The sequence below is a fragment of the Yonghaparkia sp. Root332 genome (assembly GCF_001425665.1).
GTDB lineage: Bacteria > Actinomycetota > Actinomycetes > Actinomycetales > Microbacteriaceae > Microcella.
Genome location: NZ_LMCX01000001.1, coordinates 408,685 through 428,242 on the forward strand (window position 1 = coordinate 408,685; position 19,558 = coordinate 428,242).

A 19,558-nucleotide genomic window follows, 5' to 3' on the forward strand; every position below is an offset into this window, starting at 1 on the left:
GCCGCCTAGCCAAGACTGACCCCTCGCGCCGCCATGAAGGGGACGGGGTCGATCGCGGTGCCGCCGGTGCGGACCTCGAAGTGGAGGTGGCAGCCGTTGGACGCGCCGGTGCTGCCGACCGCGGCGATGGTCTGCCCGGCCGAGACCTGCTGGCCGTTGCTGACGCGGATGCCCCCGTTGAGGATGTGCGCGTATCCGGTCGTGAGGCCGTTGCCGTGGCTGATCATCACGAAGTTGCCGTAGGTGCCGTTCGGGCCGGCGTACACGACGGTGCCGCTCGCGGCGGCCGCGATCGGCTGGCCGCAGCTGGCCGCGATGTCCGTTCCGGTGTGGAGGCGGTAGGTGCCGTAGATGGGGTGGATGCGGTAGCCGTAGGGCGAGGACACCCAGCCGTACGCGGGTCGGGTCCAGCCGCTCGCGGCGACACCGCCCCCGCCTCCCCCGCCGCCGTTGCCGGCGTTGGCCGCGGCCTCGGCGGCGCGACGGCGCTCCTCCGCGAGACGGGCCTCCTCGGCCGCCTTGCGACGGGCCTCCTCCTCGCGCTTCTTGCGCTCGCCCTCCTGGTACTGGGCCTCCGTGATGACGAGGTCCTCCTCGAGGACCTTTATCTGGAGCTCGAGCCGCGACTTGTTCGCCTCCTGCTCGGCGAGGGCGGCGGCCGCGGCGGCGGCGGCCTCCTGGGCCTGCTGGAAGGCGGCCTCGGCGGCGATCCTCAGTTCCTCGCGCTTCTGCTTGGCGACGACGGCCTGATCGGCGAACGACTGGGCGGCCTGCTGGTCGCGCATCGCCGCGGCGTAGATGCCCTCGGCCTGCTCGGAGATCTTGCTCGCGTAGCCCAGGCGTGAGAGCAGGCTCTCGGCCTGGTCGGGGTTGGTGAAGAGCGACGCGGAGAGGTCGGCGCCGCCGGCGCGCGAGAGCTCGGCGACGAACTGGCCGGCGCGCAGTCGCGACTCCTCAGCCTTCGCGGCCGCCTCGTCGGACTTGCGCTGGAGCTCGTCGGCCTGGAAGGAGGCCTCGTCGAAGGCCAGCTGGGCCTCCTCGTAGAGGGCGCCGAGGCGCTCGGACTCGGCCTGCGCGGCGGCCGCGGCCTCGGCCAGCTGCACGAGCAGCGCGCGGAGCTCGTCGGCCTTCTGCTTGGCGGTGGCGACGTTCTTCCGCGCCTCGAGGACGTCGTCGAAGGAGGGGTAGCTCGCGGCGAAGGCGGGCCGCTCGGCGCTCGCCACGCCCGTGGTCACGAGGAGGAGTGCCGCGGCGATGCCGGCGATGAGCGTCGTCCAGCGGGCGCGGCGAGGCGCGGTCGCGCTCGTCGTCGTGCTCCGGCCCATTCCGCTCCCCCAGCGTGCGTGCTCGCGCATGTGCGTGATTCCCCATCCGGTGCAACGCGTTATGTCGCAACAATCACACGCGCACCATCGTTAACACTAACAACGGATGCACTCGAACGCGAGGCACCCGAACAGGGGAGTGTGCGAATCGCGCACTCCCGTCGTTCCGGGCACCGTAACCCGGGGTCGCCCGCACGCCCGGGAGGCGGTGCGGACGGTCGGCGAACCGGCCCGCGCCGCGCATCCCGGCCGGTTTGGTGTTTCGCGCGGACGGCGGGTATGCTCGTGCCTCGGTTGCTGTACGGCTCGCGCCGCTTCGGCCCCATCGTTTAGTGGCCTAGGACACCGCCCTTTCACGGCGGCAGCACGGGTTCGAATCCCGTTGGGGTCACCAGACCGCAGCAGTACAATTCAATACGCATGGCCCTGTAGCGCAGTTGGTTAGCGTGCCGCCCTGTCACGGCGGAGGTCGCGGGTTCAAGTCCCGTCAGGGTCGCCACGGCGACGAGCCCTCCCCTCGGAGGGGGCTTGTTCCGTCAGGAGCGAAAGCTCCGGTGCCGGAAGGCGCAGTGGGCGGCAACGCCCCACGGCTCTGTAGCTCAGTTGGTAGAGCGCACGACTGAAAATCGTGAGGTCACGGGATCGACGCCCGTCGGAGCCACCACGGCATCACCGCCAGGAACCCCCGCCGCGTGCGGGGGTTTCGTCGTTCTCGAGTCCTGCGCTTCGCGAGCGCCGCTCGGCGCAACGGGCGCAGCGGGCGCAACCTGCGCAAGGTGCGCACGGTGCGCAACTCAGGAACCTGTCGTCGCACTCCGCGAACCTGCGCGCGGCGCCAGCCGTCGAGGCGCAGTTCCTCCTGCGCTGCGCATGGGCCAGGCCGCTCGGTTCCCTCGGGGATCGGCCGCGCGCACCCACCGCCGCGCGCGTACTCTGGGGCCGCGCGCTCACGCGGGCGGGCATCCAGACGTCGAGGAGGACCCCATGGCGAACGACGGATTCAGCGCCGACGAGCGCGCCGCGATGAAGGAGCGCGCGGCGGAGCTGCGCGCCGAGGCGAAGCGCGAGAAGGGTGCGGCGAGGGCGGCCGCCGAGCTGCAGGACGTCCTCGACGCGATCGCGAAGCTCGACGAGGGCGACCGCGCGATCGCGGCGCGCGTACACGAGCTCGTCACCGCAGCGGCCCCGCAACTGGCGCCGCGCACCTGGTACGGCATGCCGGCGTACGCGCTCGAGGGCAAGGTCGTGTGCTTCTTCAAGGCGGCGGGCAAGTTCGACGCCCGCTACGGCGAGCTCGGCTTCAACGACCCCGCCCGGCTCGACGACGGCAGCATGTGGCCGACGGTGTTCGCGATCACGGCGATCGGGCCCGCGGAGGAGAAGCGCATCACCGAGCTCGTGGAGCGCGCCGTCGGCCGCTGAACCGCCGCTGGACGGAATCGAGCACGGCATCGCCCGTCCTCCTCGGCATCGCGCGTCGATCGCGGCGCGGCGCGGCGCGGCGCGTGTCCTCTTCCATGAGCGATCATCGGTACTGTCGGGCGCACCCGGCACGACGACGGCCCGACTCGGAGGATGAGGCGATGACCCAGGCAGCGGCAGGCTGGTACGACGACGGGGCCGGACGTCAGCGGTGGTGGGATGGCCAGCAGTGGACGGATCAGTACCAGGACCCGCAGCCCGCGAACGGCCCGGGCGCCCTCATCGAGCAGATCAGGGCCGACGCCGTCTCCGGAGCCCAGCCGCGCCCCGCGCCGACCGGGATGAGCTACGTGGTTCTCCAGGTCGTGCTCAAGGAGAAGCTCTTCGGCTCCGGGTCGGGCAATCTCACCGAGCTCGAGGGCGCCATCAACCGCCAGGCCGCGCTCGGCTATCGTCTGCATACGATCACCACCGCGTCGTCCGGGAGCAAGGGGATGGGCGGCGGCGACCGCATCCAGGCGACCCTGGTGTTCGAGAAGCTCGTCTAGCGATCGCCCCGGCCGCGTCACGCGGCACATTCGCGGCCGAATAGCCTGATGACGTGATCGTCGGCCTCGGCACCCTGCTCAACGTCACGACAATCGTCGTCGGCGCGGCCCTCGGCGTCCTCATCGGCCACCGCCTGAAGGAGCGCACGACGCGCGTCGTCACCGACGCCCTCGGCCTCATCACGATCGTGCTCGGCGGCCTCAACCTCGTCTCGCTGTCCGACGCCGCGTTCGTCGACGCGGTCGGCGCGGGCGGCACCTTCCTCGTCGTGATCGGCGCCCTGCTCATCGGCAGCATCATCGGATCCCTCGCGGGCATCGAGAGCCGCCTCGAGGGCTTCGGCGGGTGGCTGCAGTCGCGCTTCACGCGGAAGGGCGCGAGCGGAGCATCCGTCGCCGGACCGATCGACCCCGCGATCGTGGATGCTCCGCTCGTGCTCTCGCCCCGCGAGCGCTTCATCACCGGGTTCGTGGACGCGTCGCTCGTGTTCGCGATCGGCCCCCTCGCGATCCTCGGCGCCTTCCAGGACGGCACGGGTCAGGGCATCGACCAGCTCGCCCTCAAGGCGACCCTCGACGGGTTCGCGTCGATCGCGTTCGCGGCCTCGCTCGGCTGGGGCGTCGCGGCCTCGGCCCTGCCCGTCGGGATCTGGCAGGGGCTCCTGACGGCGCTCGCGTTCCTGCTCGGCTCGGTCATGTCGGGCGCGGCGATCGCGGCGCTCACCGCGACGGGCGGCGTGCTGCTGCTCGGCGTGGGGATCCGCCTGCTCAACCTGCGCCACATCGCCGTCGGCGACATGCTGCCCGCGCTCGTCGTCGCTCCCCTGCTCGTGGTCGGCATCCAGTCCCTCGGCATCGCCGGCTGAGCGGGGCGGGGCGGGACTGAGCGGAGCGGGCGTGATCGCGCGCGGCCGCGTCGGGAAGACTTCCGGGCCGCCCGTGGTTGGCTGAAGGCATGACCGACACCACCTCCCTCACCCCCGTCGACGGCGGCATCACCATGTACGGCGCCGACTGGTGCCGCGACTGCCGCCGCACCGAGGCCCTGCTCAACGACCTCGGCGTCGAGTGGACCAAGATCGACGTCGAGCAGTCAGCCGAGGCCGCCGCGCAGGCGCAGGCGATCAGCGGGCGCATGAACATCCCCGTCGTCGTCTTCCCCGACGGCTCGCACCTCGTCGAGCCGAGCGACGACGCGGTGCGCGAGAAGCTGAGCGTCTAGCTCCCGTCAGGCCAGCTGCCGCTGGAAGAAGCGGTGGATGCGCTGCCACGCGTCCTCCGCCTCCACCGGTCGCGGCCCCAGCCCCATCGTCGGGCCCATGAGCACGCGCATCAGCCGCGGCCCCGCCGGCCGCGCGTTGAGGAAGGCGTGACCCGCGCCGGGGTACTCGACCACGTCGTGGTCGATGCCGCGCGCGGCGAGAGCCGTCTCCAGTCGCTCGGCCGCGCCGGGCAGCGTGCGGTCGCGCCCGCCGAAGGAGCCGACGATCGGGCACGCGCCGTCGAGCACGTCGTCGAGGTCGGGCGGGAGCATCCCGTAGTTGACGGAGGCGGCGTCGTACGCGCCGGAGCCGGCGAGAAGCAGCGCGAAGCCGCCACCCATGCAGAAGCCGATGACGCCGACCGTGCCGCGCGCGTCGGGCCGGGCGAGCAGCAGCGCGCGGGCCGCGGCGATGTCGTCGAAGGCCGGTCCGGTTCCCGCGCGCAGCGCGCGGAAGGTCGCGACGAGGCAGCGGCGGCGGCCTCCTCGGCTGAACAGGTCGGGCATGAGCACGAGGTACCCGAGCCCGACGAGGCGCTCGAGGTGGTCGCGCATCGCGTCGTCGACGCCGAACACCTCGTGCACGACCACGAGAGCGGGGAAGGGGCCGGGGCGGTCGGGGACCCCGAGCAGGCCGCGCAGCTCACCCCCGCGCGGATCGCCGGGCTGCGGGATGACGACGTCGGTGAGGGTCATGCTCGGATGCTAGCCCGGGCGCCCGGGCGCCCCGGCCGAAAGGGGCGTACGCTCAGCCCGACAGGGTCGCCTCGGCTCTCGAATGGAGAGACATCATGGGTGAGAAGTCAGTGCGCAAGAGCTCGGGCAAGACCGCGGCCTCGAAGACGCTCAAGGAGAAGCGCGTCGCCAAGGCCGACAAGAAGGCCGCGAGCGACCGCCAGCAGAACCACGACGCGGTCTCCCGCGCCGCGAAGAACTAGCTAGCGACGCACGCCCTTCGCCGCGACGAGATCCTTCTCGTCGATCGGCGCGAGCCCGCGCGCCCGCTGATCGGCGAGGTAGGTGCGCGCCTCCTCCTGGCGCTCGCGCTCGACGCCGGTCGCGATCTCGGCCCGGATGTGCTCGTCGCGGAGACCGAACGCCTCGGTGAGCGAGAGGGCGTGCGGGCGCAGGCGCGGCAGCAGGCGGCCGTCGATGTACTCGGTGATGGCCTGCGCGCGCTGCCCCGAGAGGCGGCCGTGGATCAGGTACCAGGCGAGGTTCTTCTCGATCAGGGTGAAGCCGAACAGATCGCGGAGCCAGGTGAGGACCTGCTTCGTGCCGGGGTCGACGACCTCGTCGAGCGCGTCGGTGAAGGCCTCCCACTGGAGGAGCTCGCCGTGCGCGCGGGCCGCCTCGATGAGCTCGTTCTGGTGGCGGTTGAAGAGCGCCGCGGCCTCGGCCTTCGGCAGCTTGGATGCCGAGCGCAGCCGGCCGGCCAACTCGGCGACCATCGTCTCGACGCGATCGGTCAGCAGCTGGCGCTGCGCCGCGCTGCCGCGGACGTAGCCGACCGAGCGCGCGGTAGAGCCGAAGTCGACGACCGACTGGGCGAGGCGACGCAGGCCCGAGCGGTGCACCGCGGCCTCACCGACCTGCTCGACCATGTACGCGGCGAGCGCGCCGGCGTCGGCCTTGGCGAACTTGCGGGAGTAGTCGGTCAGCAGGCGCTTGGCGACGAGCTGGAGGAGGACGTTGTTGTCGCCCTCGAAGGTGGCGTACACGTCGAGGTCGGCGCGGAGCTGCACGAGCCGGTTCTCGGCGAGGAACCCCTGCCCGCCGCAGGCCTCGCGCGCCTCCTGGATGATGTCGAGCGCGCTCCAGGTGCTGAGCGGCTTGAGCGCGGCGGCGAGGGTCTCGAGATCCTGCCGCGACTCGTCGGTGTCGTCGGCGCCCGAGAAGACGGCGTCGAACTTGGCGAGGAAGACCTCGTGCGCGAACGACATCGCATAGGTCTGGGCGAGACGCGGCAGCAGGCGGCGCTGGTGGCGCTGGTAGTCGAGCAGGACGACCTCGTCGTCGGTGTCGGCCGTGAACTGGCGACGCTCGCTGCCGTAGCGCAGCGCGATCGTGAGGGCGAGCTTGCTCGCGACGACAGACGCGCCGTCGAGCGAGACGCGACCCTGCACGAGAGTGCCGAGCATCGTGAAGAAGCGGCGGCCGGGGCTCGCGATCGGCGAGGTGTAGACGCCCTGGGCGTCGACGTCGCCGTAGCGGTTGAGCAGGTTCGTGCGGGGCACTCGGACGTTCGTGAAGTGCAGGCGACCGTTGTCGATGCCGTTGAGCCCGCCCTTGAGCCCGTCGTCCTCGCCGCCGATGCCGGGGAGGAAGTCGCCCTTCTCGTCGCGGATCGGCACGTAGATGGCGTGCACGCCGTGGTTCACGCCGCGCGTGATGAGCTGGGCGAAGACCACGGCGGCCCTGGCGTGGATGGCGGCGTTGCCGAGGTAGTCCTTCCAGGCGGCGCGGAAGGGCGTGTGGATGACCCACTCGTCGGTCGCGGGGTCGAAGGTCGCGGTCGTGCCGACGGCCGAGACGTCGGAGCCGTGCCCGGTCTCCGTCATCGCGAAGGCTCCGGGGACGGCCAGGCTGAGGGCGTCGGGGAGGAGGGCGACGTGGTGCGCCTCCGTGCCGAGATGCTGGATCGCCGCGGCGAAGAGGCCCCACTGCACGCCGGACTTGATCTGCATGCTCGGGTCTCCGAGCACGAGCTCCTCGAAGCTCGCGATGTTGCCGCCGTGGTCCTCCTGGCCGCCGACCGACTTCGGGAAGGCCCGGTGCACGGAGCCCGCTTCGACGAGCAGGTGCAGCTGGCCGAGCACGCGCTCGCGATGGGCGTCCTTGCCCAGCTCGGGGTCGCGGTGGAACTCGGGGCGGGCCATGAGCTCGCGGGCGTGGAGGCGGGCCTCGGCCCACGAGCCGAGCAGCTGGCGGCCGAGGCTCTCGACGTCGACGGCGATGGCGTCGGTCTCGGGGGCGGCGGGCGAGGCGGGGAGGTCGGCGGCGGCAGCGGCAGCAGGGCCTGCCGCCTCGGCGGGCGCGGGGGTGGGAGCGGCGGTGCTGGCGGTCGTGGAGTCGGCGAGCGGAGTCATCTCTGTCCCATCGTGTGGAGCCGGAAGAAGGGCGAGGCTCGACCGCGGGCGGCGGCGAGCGTTCCCGACTGCGACAGTAGGAGCGCGAGCGCGGCACCGGGCGATCGTGGTGCGCGACGCACGAAGGGTCGACGGATGCTCGCGGCACGCGTTGTAGGAATCCGCGGGTTCCTGAGCGCCGCCATGGTGGACTCCCCACGGCCGTTCGCCGTGCGCTGATACCCCTGGGGGTATCCGCGGATCTGTGGCACGATGGACGCATGGCAACCGTAGACCTGACCTCGGCCGACTTCGAGCAGACCGTGACGGCCCCCGGGATCACCCTCGTCGACTTCTGGGCGGAGTGGTGCGGCCCGTGCCGCCAGTTCGCCCCCGTCTACGACAGGGCGAGCGAGCAGCACCCCGACGTGACCTTCGGCAAGGTCGACACCGAGGCCGAGCAGGCTCTCGCCTCCGCGGCGAACATCCGCTCCATCCCGACCCTCATGGCCTTCCGCGACGGCATCCTCGTCTTCGCCCAGCCGGGCGCCCTGCCGGGCCCCGCGCTCGAGCAGGTCATCACCGCCGTGAAGGGGCTCGACATGGACGATGTGCGCGCGAAGGTGGCCGCCGCGCAGGCCGAGGCCGGGCGCGGTCAGTAGCCCTGCGCATCCCGACATCGCCGGACGAGCGGCGCCCGGAACTGCGGGCGCCGGTCACGGCGGAATCGCGGCCTCCCGGGAGTAGCGTGTGCCGGTGACCTCACCGCGCACCCGCTGGATCGGCCTCTTCGTCATCAGCCTGGCCGTCTCGCTCATCATCGTCGACTCGACGATCGTCAACGTCGCCGTGCCGTCGATCGTCGACGAGCTCGGCATCACCTCGACCGAGGTGCAGTGGGTGCAGGAGAGCTACACGCTCGTCTTCGCCGCCCTGCTGCTCGTCTTCGGCACGCTCGGCGACCGATTCGGCCGGCGCAGGATGCTCGTCATCGGCGTGGTCATCTTCGCGCTCGCCTCCGTCTGGGCGGCGTTCGCCGACTCCGGCTCGACGCTCATCATGGCGCGCGTCGTGCAGGGAGTCGGCGGGGCGATGATCCTTCCATCGACGCTGTCGACCCTCAACGCGACCTTCCAGGGCCGCGAACGGGGCATCGCGTTCGCCGTGTGGGGCTCCACGATCGGCGGAATGGCCGCCGTCGGGCCGCTGCTGGGCGGCTGGCTCACGACCGACTACTCGTGGCGGTGGGCGTTCGGCATCAACGTTCCGCTCGGCCTTCTCATCCTCGTGGGGCTCATGCTGTTCGTGCCGGCGACGCGCGCCGAGCATCCGCCCGCCATCGACGTCGTCGGCGCCCTGCTCTCGATCGTCGCGAGCGGATCGCTCGTGTTCGGACTCATCGAGGGCCGCACCTACGGCTGGTGGTTCACGGAGGAGGGGCTCGTACTCGGCGACTGGGAGTGGCCGCTGGACGTCAGCCCCATCCCGTTCGCGTTCGCCCTCGCCGTCATCGCCGGCGCCGCCTTCGTCGCCTGGGGCCTCCGCCGCGAGCGGGAGGGCAGGTCGACCATGCTCGCGTTCGGCCTGCTCCGGATCCCCTCCTTCCGAAACGGCAACATCGCCGCGCTCATCGTCTCGATGGGCGAGTTCGGCATCATCCTGTCGCTGCCGCTGTGGCTGCAGAACGTGCTCGGGTACGACGCGCTGCAGACCGGCACCGTCCTGCTCGCGCTCGCCGGCGGGTCCTTCCTCGCGAGCGGCGCGGGCGGATCGCTGAGCGGGAAGGTCGCGGCGGTCTCGATCGTGCGCGTCGGCATCGCGCTCGAGATCGCCGGACTCATCGTCATAGGGCTCGTCATCGCGGTCGATACGCCCTGGTGGGCGATCGCGGTCGGCCTGCTGGTCTACGGCATGGGCGTCGGTCTCGCGACCGCGCAGCTCACGGGCGTCGTGCTGCAGGATGTCCCGGTCGCCGCGAGCGGGCAGGCTTCGGGCACGCAGTCCACGGCCCGGCAGCTCGGCTCCGCGCTCGGCATCGCCGTGCTCGGGACCGTGCTCTTCACGTCCCTCGGCGGCGCCCTCGACACGCGGCTCGAGGCCGACGGTCTGCCGACCGCCGCGCGCGACGAGATCGTCCAGGTCGTCGTCGACAGCGCCGGGGCGGCGATCCCCGCTCTCGACGCGCAGTCGGCGCAGGTGGCGATGGAAGCACGGCAGGCCTTCAGCGACGCGACACGGTACTCGGCGTTCGCCGCGGCGGGCTTCCTCGCGATCGGGCTCCTCGCGACGCTGCGACTCACGGGGTCGGGCGGCGGCGCGAGCGCCGGCCGCCGGGAGGAGCCGGGTGCTGCGGAGCAGGGTGCTTCGGAGCCGCGCGTCGGGGAGCCCCGCCCGGCCGAGGGCTAGAGCTCGGCCCGCGAGCGGAACGCCCGCCGCACCTTCTCGACGACCCCGTGCGCGGGCGGCTCGTTGTAGACGCCCGCGTACTCCTGGCCCGACATGCGCTGGATCTCGGCCATGATCGCGTCGGTCGCCTGTCGGCGGGCGCGCCCGGAGCTCGCGGGGCCGAATCCGCTCACATCGATCGGGTCGCCGAACTCGACCCGGATGCGCGCGAGCCGGATGCGCCTCGAGCCCACCGGCTGGAGATCCTGCGTCCCCCGCAGCGCGACGGGGACGACCGGGACGCCGGCGGTCAGGGCGAGCCAGGCGACGCCGGTCTTGCCGCGGTAGAGGCGGCCGTCGCGCGAGCGCGTGCCCTCCGGGTAGATCGAGAACGGCTGGCCGGCCTGAAGGCGGGCGAGCCCGGCATCGAGGGCGTCCTGCGCGGCCTTGCCCGCTCCGCGCTCGACCGGGATCGCCCCGACTCCGGTGAAGAAGGCCCGCGAGAGGGCGCCCTTCAGCCCACGACCGGTGAAGTAGTCGGACTTCGCGAGGAAGCTCACCGGTCGCTGGGCGAGCAGGCTGATGACGACGCTGTCGATGAAGGACAGGTGGTTGCTCGCGACGACGACTCCGCCACTGCTCGGCATCCGCCGACGACCGATGACGACGGGCCGGAAGACGAGACGCGCGATCGGCGTGAGCACGAGTCGGGCGAGCAGGGTCAGCACCGGGTCATCCTGGCAGGCGGCACATTCCGCCGTGGGCATGCGAGTCGCGGGCGGTCGGGTCAGTGGTCATCAGGCGGCGGCGGGAAGAACTCGTCGTCGGGCGGCATCTCGTCGAACGGGATCTCGGAGTAGTCGGCGCGAGCGGTGCGGGTCGGGGCGGCGCGCGACCGGAGGGGAGCATCCGTCATCGGCTCAGCGGGGGCGCCGGACGCGGAGGACCCCGCGGGATCGAGAGCGGCGGGCTCCTCGCCGCGGACGATGGCGAGCACGGCCTCGCCGAACTGGTCGAGCTTCTTCGCGCCGACGCCGCTGATCTGCCCGAGCTCGTCGAGCGTCGAAGGGGTCGTGAGGGCGATGCCGCGCAGCGTCGCGTCGCCGAACACGATGTACGCCGGGGCGTTGAGGGCGCGGGCGGTCGCACCCCGCCAGGCGCGCAGGCGCTCGAAGAGCGGCGCCGCGCCTGCCGGGAGGTCGGAGGGGGCGCTGCGCTTCGACGAGCGCGTCGGACGTGCGACCTCGCGGCGCAGACGGACGACGCGACCGCCGGTGAGCACCTCGGCGCTCGCCTCCGTGATCACGAGCGTGCCGTACCCGTCGCCGTGCACGGCGAGCAGTCCCTGGGCGAGCAGCTGCCGCACGACGCCGCGCCACTCCTGCTCGCTCAGCTCGGTGCCGATGCCGAACGTCGCGAGGTCGCCGTGCCCGAGCTGCTCGACGCGCGGCGTGCGCTTGCCGAGAAGGATGTCGATGAGCTGGCCGGCGCCGTAGCGCTGGCGGCGCTCGCGGTCGAGCCGCACGATCGTGGAGAGCAGCTTCTGGGCCGGCACGGTGCCGTCGAAGCTCTCGGGCGGCGCGAGGCACGTGTCGCAGTTGCCGCAGGGTGCGGACTGCTGGCCGAAGTACGCCAGCAGCTGCACGCGCCGGCACTCGACCGTCTCGCACAGCGCGAGCATCGCGTCGAGCAGCTGGCCCATCCGCCGCTTGTAGGCGGGGTTGCCCTCCGAGCGGTCGATCATCTGGCGCTGCTGAACGACGTCCTGCAGGCCGTAGGCGAGCCACGCGGTCGAGGGCAGCCCGTCGCGGCCGGCGCGGCCGGTCTCCTGGTAGTACCCCTCGACGCTCTTGGGCAGGTCGAGGTGGGCGACGAAGCGAACGTCGGGCTTGTCGATGCCCATGCCGAACGCGATCGTCGCGACCATGACGATGCCGTCCTCCCGGAGGAAGCGCGACTGGTGGTCGGAGCGCGTCCGGGCGTCGAGGCCCGCGTGGTAGGGCAGTGCGGGGATGCCGTGGTCGACGAGCGCCGCCGCGGTCTTCTCGACGGATGCCCGCGACAGGCAGTACACGATGCCCGCGTCGCCCGGGTGCTCCGTCCTGATGAGCTGCAGCAGCTGCTGCACCGGCTGGTTCTTCGGCTCGATGCGGTACTGGATGTTCGGGCGGTCGAAGCTCGAGACGAACGTGCGCGCCTGCTCGAGCTGCAGGCGCTGCTGGATCTCCGTCGCCGTCGCCGCCGTCGCCGTCGCCGTGAGCGCGATGCGGGGCACGCTCGGCCAGCGCTCGTGCAGCATCGACAGCGCGAGGTAGTCGGGGCGGAAGTCGTGCCCCCACTGCGAGACGCAGTGGGCCTCGTCGATCGCGAAGAGCGAGACGTTCAGGCGGTCGAGGAGGTCGCCCGTCGAGGGCACGGTCACGCGCTCGGGCGCCATGTACAGCAGGTCGACCTCGCCTGCGGCGAGAGCCCGCTCGACCTCGCGCCGCTCGTCGGGCCCCTGGATGGAGTTGAGGAACGCGGCGCGCACGCCGACCGCCTCGAGGGCATCCACCTGGTCCTTCATGAGGGCGATGAGCGGCGAGATCACGACGCCGACGCCCCCGCGCACGAGCGCGGGGATCTGGTAGCAGAGCGACTTGCCGCCACCGGTGGGCATGAGCACGAGCGCGTCGCCGCCGGAGACGACGTGGTCGATGATCTGCTGCTGGTCGCCGCGGAAGGCCGGGTAGCCGAAGACCGATTCCAGGATCGCCTGCGGGGTGCTCGCGCCCGGGCTGCGGCTGTCAGGTCGGGTCGCGGTCGTCGTCACCGGTCCAGGGTAGTCGTCGCCTCCGACGACGCCGGCCGCCGCCGAGCGATCGGGGGAGAGCGGTCTAGATGTGGATGGCCGGGTCGACCCAGAAGCCGTCGGCCCCCGTGCCGCGCGCGGTGCGATCGAGAGGGCGGGAGGTCGCGGGGATGCCGGTCGCGACCGAGTCGGGCGGGACATCCCTCGTCACGAGCGCGAGCGCGCCGATCTGCGAGCCCGATCCGATCGTGATGGGGCCGAGCACGGTGGCGTTCGCGCCGATGAGCACGCCGTCGCCGACCGTGGGGTGCCGCTTGCCCCTCTCGAGGGTGCGCCCGCCGAGCGTGACGCCGTGGTACAGCATCACGTCGTCGCCGATCTCGGCCGTCTCGCCGATCACGACGCCCATGCCGTGGTCGATGAAGAAGCGCCGGCCGATCGTGGCGCCGGGGTGGATCTCGATGCCCGTCCACCAGCGCGCGCCCTGCGCGACCATGCGACCGAGGAGCTTGGCGTCGTGCGTCCAGAGCCAGTGCGCGATGCGGTGCCACCAGATCGCGTGCAGCCCCGCCGACGTGAGGAAGACCTCGATGCCCGATCGCGCGGCGGGGTCGCGCAGGCGGGCCGTGGCGATGTCCTCGCGAACGCCCATCTAGGCGCGGAGGTCTTCGTACAGGACGCTCGAAAGGTAGCGCTCGCCGTAGCTGGCCACGATCACGACGATCGTCTTGCCGGCGTTCTCGGGACGCTTCGCGAGCTCGACGGCGGCGTGCAGGGTCGCGCCGGACGAGATGCCCGCGAGGATGCCCTCCTCCGTCGCCGCGCGACGGGCCATCGAGATCGCCTGGCCGATATTGACGTCCATGATCTCGTCGTAGACCTCGCGGTCGAGCACGCCGGGGACGAAGTTGGCGCCGATGCCGGCGATCTTGTGCGGGCCGGGCGCGCCGCCGGTGAGGATGGGGCTCTCCTCCGGCTCGACGCCGACGACCTGGATGCCGGGCTTCTGCTCCTTCAGGTACTGGCCCGTGCCGGTCAGCGTGCCGCCCGTGCCGATGCCCGAGACGAAGATGTCGACCGCGCCGTCGGTGTCGCTCCAGACTTCGGGGCCGGTGGTCGCGCGGTGGATGGCGGCGTTCGCCTCGTTCTCGAACTGGCGGGCGAGGATGGCGCCCGGGCGCTCGGCGACGATCTGCTCGGCGCGGGAGACGGCGCCCTTCATGCCCTCGGACCCGGGGGTCAGGACGAGCTCGGCGCCGTAGGCCTTGAGGAGCATCTTGCGCTCCTCGCTCATCGTCTCGGGCATCGTGAGCACGACGTCGTAGCCGCGCGCCGCGCCGACCATCGCGAGCGCGATGCCGGTGTTGCCGCTCGTCGCCTCGACCAGGGTGCCGCCCGCCGTCAGCTCGCCGCTCGCCTCGGCGGCGTCGACGATCGCGACGCCCAGGCGGTCCTTCACGCTCGAGGACGGGTTGAAGAACTCGAGCTTCGCGAGCACCGTGGCGCCGGCGCCGTTCGTGATCGCGTTGAGCTGCACGAGGGGGGTGTTGCCGAACACCTTCGTGATGTCGGAGTAGATGCGGGCCATGGCGTTCTCCTCTGGGGGAAGTCGTGGTGGGCGAGCCGTCGCCGGTCGCCTCTCAGCGTAGAGCGCGCGAGCCTCGAGCGCCCCTGACGGGGCGCGCTCGCGTGCACCACCCACCCTCAACGCGGGGAGCGACCGGTTGATTCCCTCCGGGTCGGAACTCGCGCGCTAGAGGTCGCCGCCCGCGACGGCGAAGGTGTCGCACGCGGTGACCCCGCGCTCGAAGCCGACGGTGAACCAGCGCTGGCGCTGCTCGCTCGAGCCGTGCGTCCAGCTCTCGGGCGAGACCTGTCCGCTCGTCTGCTCCTGGATGCGATCGTCGCCGATCGCCTCGGCCGCATCGAGGGCCTGCGCGACCTGCTCGCTCGTGATCGGCTCGAGCAGGGCATCCGGCCCATCGGACGCGGCCCCCGCCCAGGCGCCGCCGTAGCAGTCGGCCTGCAGCTCGAGGCGCACGGCGTCGGACTCGGGCCCGGTGCTCTGCTTATCGGCGGCCTCGAGCGCGCCCGTGATCTTCTGCATGTGGTGGCCCCACTCGTGGGCGACGACGTACATCTCGGCGAGCGGGCCGCCCTCGGCGCCGAAGCGCGTGCGGAGGTCATCGTAGAAGCCGGTGTCGAGGTAGATCGTCTCGTCGTTCGGGCAGTAGAACGGGCCGACCGCGCTCGTCGCCTGGCCGCAGCCGGTGCTCACCGACTGCTCGAAGATGATCGCGCCCGGGCCGCGGTACTGCACGCCGAGGTCGGGGGCGACGTCGATCCAGAACTCCTCGAGCGACACGGCGGCGCCGGCGACGCGGCAGTCGACGCTCGCGTTGGCGTCGGCGCCCGTGTCGCACTCGGCGAGGGCCGTCGTCTCGGGGGCCGGCCCCGCTGCGGAGCCTCCGCCTCCGAGAAGCCCGCTGAGGTCGACCCCGGTGAACTGGGAGATCAGGAAGACGGCGATGATGCCGATGAGGCCACCGCCGCCGCCGATGGCGAGCCCGCGCCCGCGCCCGGAGCGGCGGACGGAGGAGCCGGAGATGTCAGCATCGTCTCTGAAGGTCACCCCGCGAACCTACTCCCCGTGACGCCGGGGCGCGAAGGGGGTTGCGCGCACGGGAAAGCGGGGCGGAGAGCATGCTCTCCGCCCCGCTTCAGTGGGGGATGCCCGGCTAGGCCGCCCGGGGCAGGCGCGCCGGCTTGCCGGCCACCTTGCGCTCCGCGCTCTCGCTGCTCGCCGACTCGTAGCCGGGAGCGTTGGCGGTGACGACGACCGCGATGCGAGCACCGGCGTCGGCGGCGGTCACGAGGTAGGTCGCGCCCGTGGCGCCCTCGATCGGCTCGCCGTCGCGCAGCCACTGGTAGGCGAGCTCCGCGCCCTCGACCGAGAGGACGGGGGCCTTGGCCCGCGCCTCCTTGCCGATGACCACGGGGCCGATGACCTTCGCGGTCTCGATGACGTCGATCGCGCCGAGGGTCTCGGCGATCTCGAAGGCGACGCTCGCCTCGGTGCCGTTGTCGGGCACCGCGATCGTGAGCTGCTGGGCGCCCGTGACGCCCTCCGGCACCGTGAAGGTGACCGTCGCACGACCCGTCTCGTCGGAGCGGCCGACGATCGTGGCGTCGATCGGAGCCGAGCCGAGGATCTCCTCGCCGAGGCTCACGACGACGTCCGCCTCGCGGTCGCCCTGGTTGGTGAACAGGAGCGAGCTGAGGGCGAGCGTCACCTGGTCGCCGGCGGTGTAGCCGTCGGCGTCAGGGGCGCTGATCGAGACGCCGACCGAGCGCTGGGCGAAGTCGGGCGAGATCGGGGTGTTCGCCCCGACGTAGTCGACGAACGCCTGCAGGTCGATGCGACCCGAGTCGGCGCGGTCCGTGCCCTGCGCGAGGGTGAAGAAGTTGTCTCCACCGGCGGCGAGGAACGAGTTCGCGACGACGCGGATCTGCTGGTCGGCCGTCACCGGCGCGCCTCCGAGGAGCATCGTGCCGATGCGCTCGCCGGCGGGCTTCGTCGGGTCGTAGTCGTACTCGAGCGTCGAGGAGACGCCGAGCTTGAGGAACGGCCGGCTGCTGCCCGCGGGCTGCCACTGCTCCTCCAGCACCGCCCGGAGCTGCGCACCCGAGAGAGTCATGGTGAACAGCGTGTTGGCGAAGGGCTGGACGTTGGCGGCCTCGCGGAAGGTGAGGTTGCCGGCCGGGTCCAGCTCGCCGCTCGCGGCGTAGAGCAGGTTGGCGCGAAGGCCGCCCGGGTTCATGAGCGCCACCTCGGTGCCGAGATCCTGCGTCGCCCACAGCTGGGCGTCGGCGACCTCGTTGCCGAGCGTCGACTCCGCCCCGCGGTTCTCGTTCTGGGCCCCGTTCTGGCCCGTGAAGTCGACGCCCCGGAGGAAGTCATCGGTGATCGCGCCGAGGCTCTCGTTGCCGGCCACCGCGGCGAACGCGACGGCGTCGGCGACGATGGCGGCGATCTCCGGGTCGGGCTGAGCCGCGCCCACGAGCGGCTTGACGCCGGCCGTGATGCTCAGCAGCTCGTTCGACTCGGGGTCGACCGACAGCTCGAGGTGACCGTAGGCCTCGCCGTACTGCCCGCCCTGGATGAGCGGCATGACCTCGTCGGTGCCGGGGACCGGGACCTCGAGGTCGTACTGGAGGTGGGTGTGGCCGGAGACCACGGCGTCGACCTTGCCGACGACCCCGTTGATGAGGTCGCCGAACTCGCTGTCGCCGGTGGCGGCCTCGAGCGTCGTGGTCGGGGCGCCCTCGTGCACGATGAGGATCACGACATCCGCCTCTCCGTTCGCCGCGTCGCCGTCCTGCAGCTGGTCGGACACGCGCACGGCGGCGGCGGTCATGTCGCCGAAGTCGAGCGTCGAGATGCCGTCCGGGCTCACGAGCGAGGGCATGCTCTCCGTCAGGACTCCGACGAAGCCGACCTTCACGCCGTCGACCTCGACGACCTCGTACTCCTGGTAGGCGGGGGTCTGCGTGCCCTTCTCGTAGATGTTCGCGCCGAGGTAGGGGAAGTCGGAGTTCGGGATGACCCGCTCATCGACGTCCGCACGGCCCTGGTCGAACTCGTGGTTGCCGAGCGCGCTGAGGTCGAGACCCATCGCGTTGAGCGCATCGAGAGTCGGCTCGTCGTTCTGGATGAAGGAGGTGAACGTCGAGGCGCCGATGCTGTCGCCCGCGGAGATGAACAGCGTGTTCGGGTTCGCGGCGCGCGTGGCCGCGACGAGACCGCCGAGGACGGCGGCGCCGGCGGCCGGCGGCGCGGCCTCGAGGCGGCCGTGCAGGTCGTTGATCGTCAGGATGTCGATCTCGACCGGGGGAGGCGTGGTGCTCAGGCCGACGACGACGGGGTCGTGGTCGCTCGAGCGGAAGACGGTGCCGGCCTCGGTCGCGCCGAAGGCGTACTGGCGGTCGCTCCACTCGGCCGAGTTGATGCTCCAGACGCCGACGCCCGTGACCTGCTCCGCGATCCCGGGGCTCGCGATGGCGTGGTCGAGCGAGCCGAGCTCGCCGTCGAAGGTGTAGGTGTACTGGTCGTCGGTCAGGTCGGCGACGAGGTCGCTCCAGCCGGCGTCGGTGAGGGCCTGGATCGGGTCCTCCTCGCTGTACGAGTTGAAGTCGCCCATGAGCAGGACGTTCTCGCCGGCCTCGCCGGGCAGCGTCTCGACGAGCGCCGCGAGGGCGTTGGCCTGCTCGACGCGCTCGGCGGTGAAGAAGCCCTGGCCGTCGGCGGGCTCGGTGCCCGAGCCGCCCTTGGACTTGAAGTGGTTCGCGATGACGGTGAACTCGATGCCGCCGGAGGCGAAGGTCTGGCCGATCGGCTCGCGCGCGATGTCCCAGACCGTCTCGTCGATCTGCGTGAAGCTGTCGCCGACGGGGGTGACCGCGGCGGGCTTGAAGATGATCGCGTTGCTGATGACGTCGACGATCGAGGCATCGGTCAGCGCGACGGGCGTGCGGACGTAGTCCCACGTGCCCGCGCCGGCCTGGGCGTTGAGCGCCGCGACGAGCGCCTGCAGCGCCTCGTCGGTCGGTTCGCCGAGCGCCACCGAGTTCTCGATCTCCTGGAGCGCGACGACGTCGGCGTCGAGGCCGTTGATGGCCGCGACGATCTTCGACTCCTGGATGGCGAGCTGCTCGGCGGTGCGGGCTCCGCGCGCCTCGCTGTTCTGCGTCGTGAGGGTCGTGAAGTAGTTGAGCACGTTGTAGGCGGCGACGCGGATGTCGCCCCCGACCTCGGGCGCCGCGGCGGGGCGCGGGTTGCGCGTCTCGAACGTGACCCCCGACTGCGCGGCGGTCTCGGTGGAGGTCGGCCGCTGCGGCTGGAGTCGCCACTGGTCGAAGCCGTAGGTCAGCACCATGCCGGCCGTCGGGAAGACGACCCTGTCGCCGTTGCGGACGACGGCGTCCTTGCGGAAGTAGGGCTGGTCGCCGGGGTGGGTGCTCGAGGTCACCTGAGCGTTGAACCCGTCGTCGAGAAGGATGCGCGAGGCGCGGTTGGCTGCGGCGATCGCGTCGGCCTCGGGGCCGGCGTCGACGAGCTCGGTGCTCTTGACCGCGAGCTCGGCGGGGCTCAGCCAGAGAGCGCCGAAGCGGAACAGCTCGTGGCTGGAGGAGACCAGGTAGTCGCCGCTCGGCGCGACGAGCATGTCCTCGAAGGCCTCGCGCTCGGCGCCCGTGACGTCGGTCGGGAGGGCGACCGGGGCGGGAACGCCCACGGCGGCCTCGACGAGGGTGACCTGGCCGGCGGTCGTCGCGCTCACCTGGGTCTGCCCGAAGTACTCGGAGGCGACACCGGTGACCTCGACGAGGTCGCCGATCGCGACGGCGTGCGCCTGGCTGCCGGTGAAGACGAAGAGCCCGTCGGAGACGCCGGGGGTCGTGTCCTCACCCGGGGTCTGGATGTAGAACCCGCTGTAGCCGCCGGCGCCGCGGTGGTCGGCGACGACGACGCCCTGCACGGTGACCGACTGGTTCACGAGAGGCGTCGACGCCCCCGGGCCCTGCACGTCGGCGATCGGGATGTGGGTGCTGGCCATGGCGGGCGTCGCGGTGATGCCCGCGAGGCCGAGGCCCACGCAGACGGCGGTCGTGAACGCCGTCGCGCGCGCGGTCGCGCGTACGCGGCCGCCCTGAGAGGTGGATGACATGGTGCGCTGAGCTCCTTGGGGTGGGAGGGCGAT

At 72.0% G+C, this 19,558-nt stretch carries 16 protein-coding genes and 3 tRNA genes; 10 read left to right on the top strand and 9 right to left on the bottom strand.

Annotated features, from left to right (window positions below; all coding sequences use genetic code 11):
- Positions 1-5: 5 nt before the first annotated feature.
- Positions 6-1,355, bottom strand: coding sequence for a M23 family metallopeptidase (locus ASC54_RS13245; RefSeq protein WP_156376695.1), 1,350 nt, complete (start codon positions 1,353-1,355; stop codon positions 6-8).
- 288 nt (positions 1,356-1,643) lie between these two features.
- Here ASC54_RS13245 and ASC54_RS01940 point away from each other — a divergent pair.
- From ASC54_RS01940 to ASC54_RS01970, 7 genes are all read left to right on the top strand, one after another.
- Positions 1,644-1,719 (top strand) — tRNA-Glu (locus tag ASC54_RS01940).
- Positions 1,720-1,747: 28 nt separating this feature from the next.
- Positions 1,748-1,824, top strand: a tRNA-Asp gene (locus tag ASC54_RS01945).
- An 89-nt stretch (positions 1,825-1,913) separates the two neighbouring features.
- Positions 1,914-1,989: transfer RNA gene (locus ASC54_RS01950), tRNA-Phe, on the top strand.
- 320 nt (positions 1,990-2,309) lie between these two features.
- Complete coding sequence (locus ASC54_RS01955) at positions 2,310-2,747, top strand: iron chaperone (RefSeq protein WP_055857977.1); 438 nt, start codon at positions 2,310-2,312, stop codon at positions 2,745-2,747.
- Between the two features lie 161 nt (positions 2,748-2,908).
- A complete protein-coding gene (locus ASC54_RS12530; RefSeq protein ID WP_082514787.1) occupies positions 2,909-3,295 on the top strand; it encodes a DUF2510 domain-containing protein in 387 nt (128 codons plus the stop codon).
- Positions 3,296-3,348: 53 nt separating this feature from the next.
- Positions 3,349-4,161, top strand: a complete 813-nt coding sequence (locus tag ASC54_RS01965; RefSeq protein WP_200932258.1) for a DUF554 domain-containing protein — start codon at positions 3,349-3,351, stop codon at positions 4,159-4,161.
- An 89-nt stretch (positions 4,162-4,250) separates the two neighbouring features.
- Positions 4,251-4,517: a glutaredoxin domain-containing protein gene (locus tag ASC54_RS01970; RefSeq protein WP_055857975.1), complete on the top strand. Its 267-nt coding sequence runs from the start codon at positions 4,251-4,253 to the stop codon at positions 4,515-4,517.
- Positions 4,518-4,523: 6 nt separating this feature from the next.
- On the opposite strand, the gene ASC54_RS01975 is transcribed toward ASC54_RS01970, so the two are convergent.
- Entirely contained in the window at positions 4,524-5,252 is a 729-nt protein-coding gene (locus tag ASC54_RS01975) for a dienelactone hydrolase family protein (protein ID WP_055857973.1), read from the bottom strand.
- 95 nt (positions 5,253-5,347) lie between these two features.
- Between ASC54_RS01975 and ASC54_RS12950 the strand changes: the two genes are divergently transcribed.
- Positions 5,348-5,494, top strand: coding sequence for a hypothetical protein (locus ASC54_RS12950; RefSeq protein WP_162242482.1), 147 nt, complete (start codon positions 5,348-5,350; stop codon positions 5,492-5,494).
- Here the strand turns inward: ASC54_RS12950 and ASC54_RS01980 are convergent, their stop codons facing one another.
- Positions 5,495-7,645, bottom strand: coding sequence for an acyl-CoA dehydrogenase (locus ASC54_RS01980; RefSeq protein WP_055857971.1), 2,151 nt, complete (start codon positions 7,643-7,645; stop codon positions 5,495-5,497).
- A 260-nt stretch (positions 7,646-7,905) separates the two neighbouring features.
- Between ASC54_RS01980 and ASC54_RS01985 the strand changes: the two genes are divergently transcribed.
- Together ASC54_RS01985 and ASC54_RS01990 are read left to right on the top strand one after the other, a co-directional pair.
- Positions 7,906-8,286, top strand: a complete 381-nt coding sequence (locus ASC54_RS01985; protein WP_055896361.1) for a co-chaperone YbbN — start codon at positions 7,906-7,908, stop codon at positions 8,284-8,286.
- Between the two features lie 94 nt (positions 8,287-8,380).
- On the top strand, positions 8,381-10,030 hold the full coding sequence (locus ASC54_RS01990; protein WP_156376696.1) for a DHA2 family efflux MFS transporter permease subunit: 1,650 nt from the start codon (positions 8,381-8,383) through the stop codon (positions 10,028-10,030).
- Here the strand turns inward: ASC54_RS01990 and ASC54_RS01995 are convergent.
- The 6 genes from ASC54_RS01995 to ASC54_RS02020 form a co-directional block, all read right to left on the bottom strand.
- A complete protein-coding gene (locus tag ASC54_RS01995; protein ID WP_055857966.1) occupies positions 10,027-10,737 on the bottom strand; it encodes a 1-acyl-sn-glycerol-3-phosphate acyltransferase in 711 nt (236 codons plus the stop codon). The genes ASC54_RS01990 and ASC54_RS01995 overlap by 4 nt on opposite strands.
- A gap of 59 nt (positions 10,738-10,796) precedes the next feature.
- Complete coding sequence (gene recQ / locus ASC54_RS02000; RefSeq protein WP_082514789.1) at positions 10,797-13,001, bottom strand: DNA helicase RecQ; 2,205 nt, start codon at positions 12,999-13,001, stop codon at positions 10,797-10,799.
- A complete protein-coding gene (epsC, locus tag ASC54_RS02005; RefSeq protein WP_055857964.1) occupies positions 12,886-13,452 on the bottom strand; it encodes a serine O-acetyltransferase EpsC in 567 nt (188 codons plus the stop codon). Before epsC ends, recQ begins: the two co-directional genes overlap by 116 nt.
- Positions 13,453-14,388 (bottom strand): cysteine synthase A, encoded by a 936-nt coding sequence (cysK, locus tag ASC54_RS02010; protein ID WP_055896368.1) that lies wholly within the window; start codon positions 14,386-14,388, stop codon positions 13,453-13,455.
- Between the two features lie 165 nt (positions 14,389-14,553).
- Positions 14,554-15,432, bottom strand: coding sequence for a neutral zinc metallopeptidase (locus tag ASC54_RS02015; protein WP_055857960.1), 879 nt, complete (start codon positions 15,430-15,432; stop codon positions 14,554-14,556).
- A gap of 106 nt (positions 15,433-15,538) precedes the next feature.
- Positions 15,539-19,525 (bottom strand): ExeM/NucH family extracellular endonuclease, encoded by a 3,987-nt coding sequence (locus tag ASC54_RS02020; RefSeq protein WP_055857958.1) that lies wholly within the window; start codon positions 19,523-19,525, stop codon positions 15,539-15,541.
- Positions 19,526-19,558 lie beyond the last annotated feature (33 nt).

What these genes read in the sequence shown, in the direction of transcription:
- ASC54_RS13245 (WP_156376695.1), bottom strand. Translation starts at nt 1,355, where the DNA reads ATGCGCGAGCACGCACGCTGGGGGAGCGGAATGGGCCGGAGCACGACG.
- ASC54_RS01955 (WP_055857977.1), top strand. Translation starts at nt 2,310, where the DNA reads ATGGCGAACGACGGATTCAGCGCCGACGAGCGCGCCGCGATGAAGGAG.
- ASC54_RS01980 (WP_055857971.1), bottom strand. Translation starts at nt 7,645, where the DNA reads ATGACTCCGCTCGCCGACTCCACGACCGCCAGCACCGCCGCTCCCACC.
- ASC54_RS02020 (WP_055857958.1), bottom strand. Translation starts at nt 19,525, where the DNA reads ATGTCATCCACCTCTCAGGGCGGCCGCGTACGCGCGACCGCGCGCGCG.
- ASC54_RS01985 (WP_055896361.1), top strand. Translation starts at nt 7,906, where the DNA reads ATGGCAACCGTAGACCTGACCTCGGCCGACTTCGAGCAGACCGTGACG.
- recQ (WP_082514789.1), bottom strand. Translation starts at nt 13,001, where the DNA reads ATGTCCCGCCCGACTCGGTCGCGACCGGCATCCCCGCGACCTCCCGCC.
- ASC54_RS12530 (WP_082514787.1), top strand. Translation starts at nt 2,909, where the DNA reads ATGACCCAGGCAGCGGCAGGCTGGTACGACGACGGGGCCGGACGTCAG.
- ASC54_RS01975 (WP_055857973.1), bottom strand. Translation starts at nt 5,252, where the DNA reads ATGACCCTCACCGACGTCGTCATCCCGCAGCCCGGCGATCCGCGCGGG.
- ASC54_RS01970 (WP_055857975.1), top strand. Translation starts at nt 4,251, where the DNA reads ATGACCGACACCACCTCCCTCACCCCCGTCGACGGCGGCATCACCATG.
- ASC54_RS12950 (WP_162242482.1), top strand. Translation starts at nt 5,348, where the DNA reads ATGGGTGAGAAGTCAGTGCGCAAGAGCTCGGGCAAGACCGCGGCCTCG.
- epsC (WP_055857964.1), bottom strand. Translation starts at nt 13,452, where the DNA reads ATGGGCGTTCGCGAGGACATCGCCACGGCCCGCCTGCGCGACCCCGCC.
- cysK (WP_055896368.1), bottom strand. Translation starts at nt 14,388, where the DNA reads ATGGCCCGCATCTACTCCGACATCACGAAGGTGTTCGGCAACACCCCC.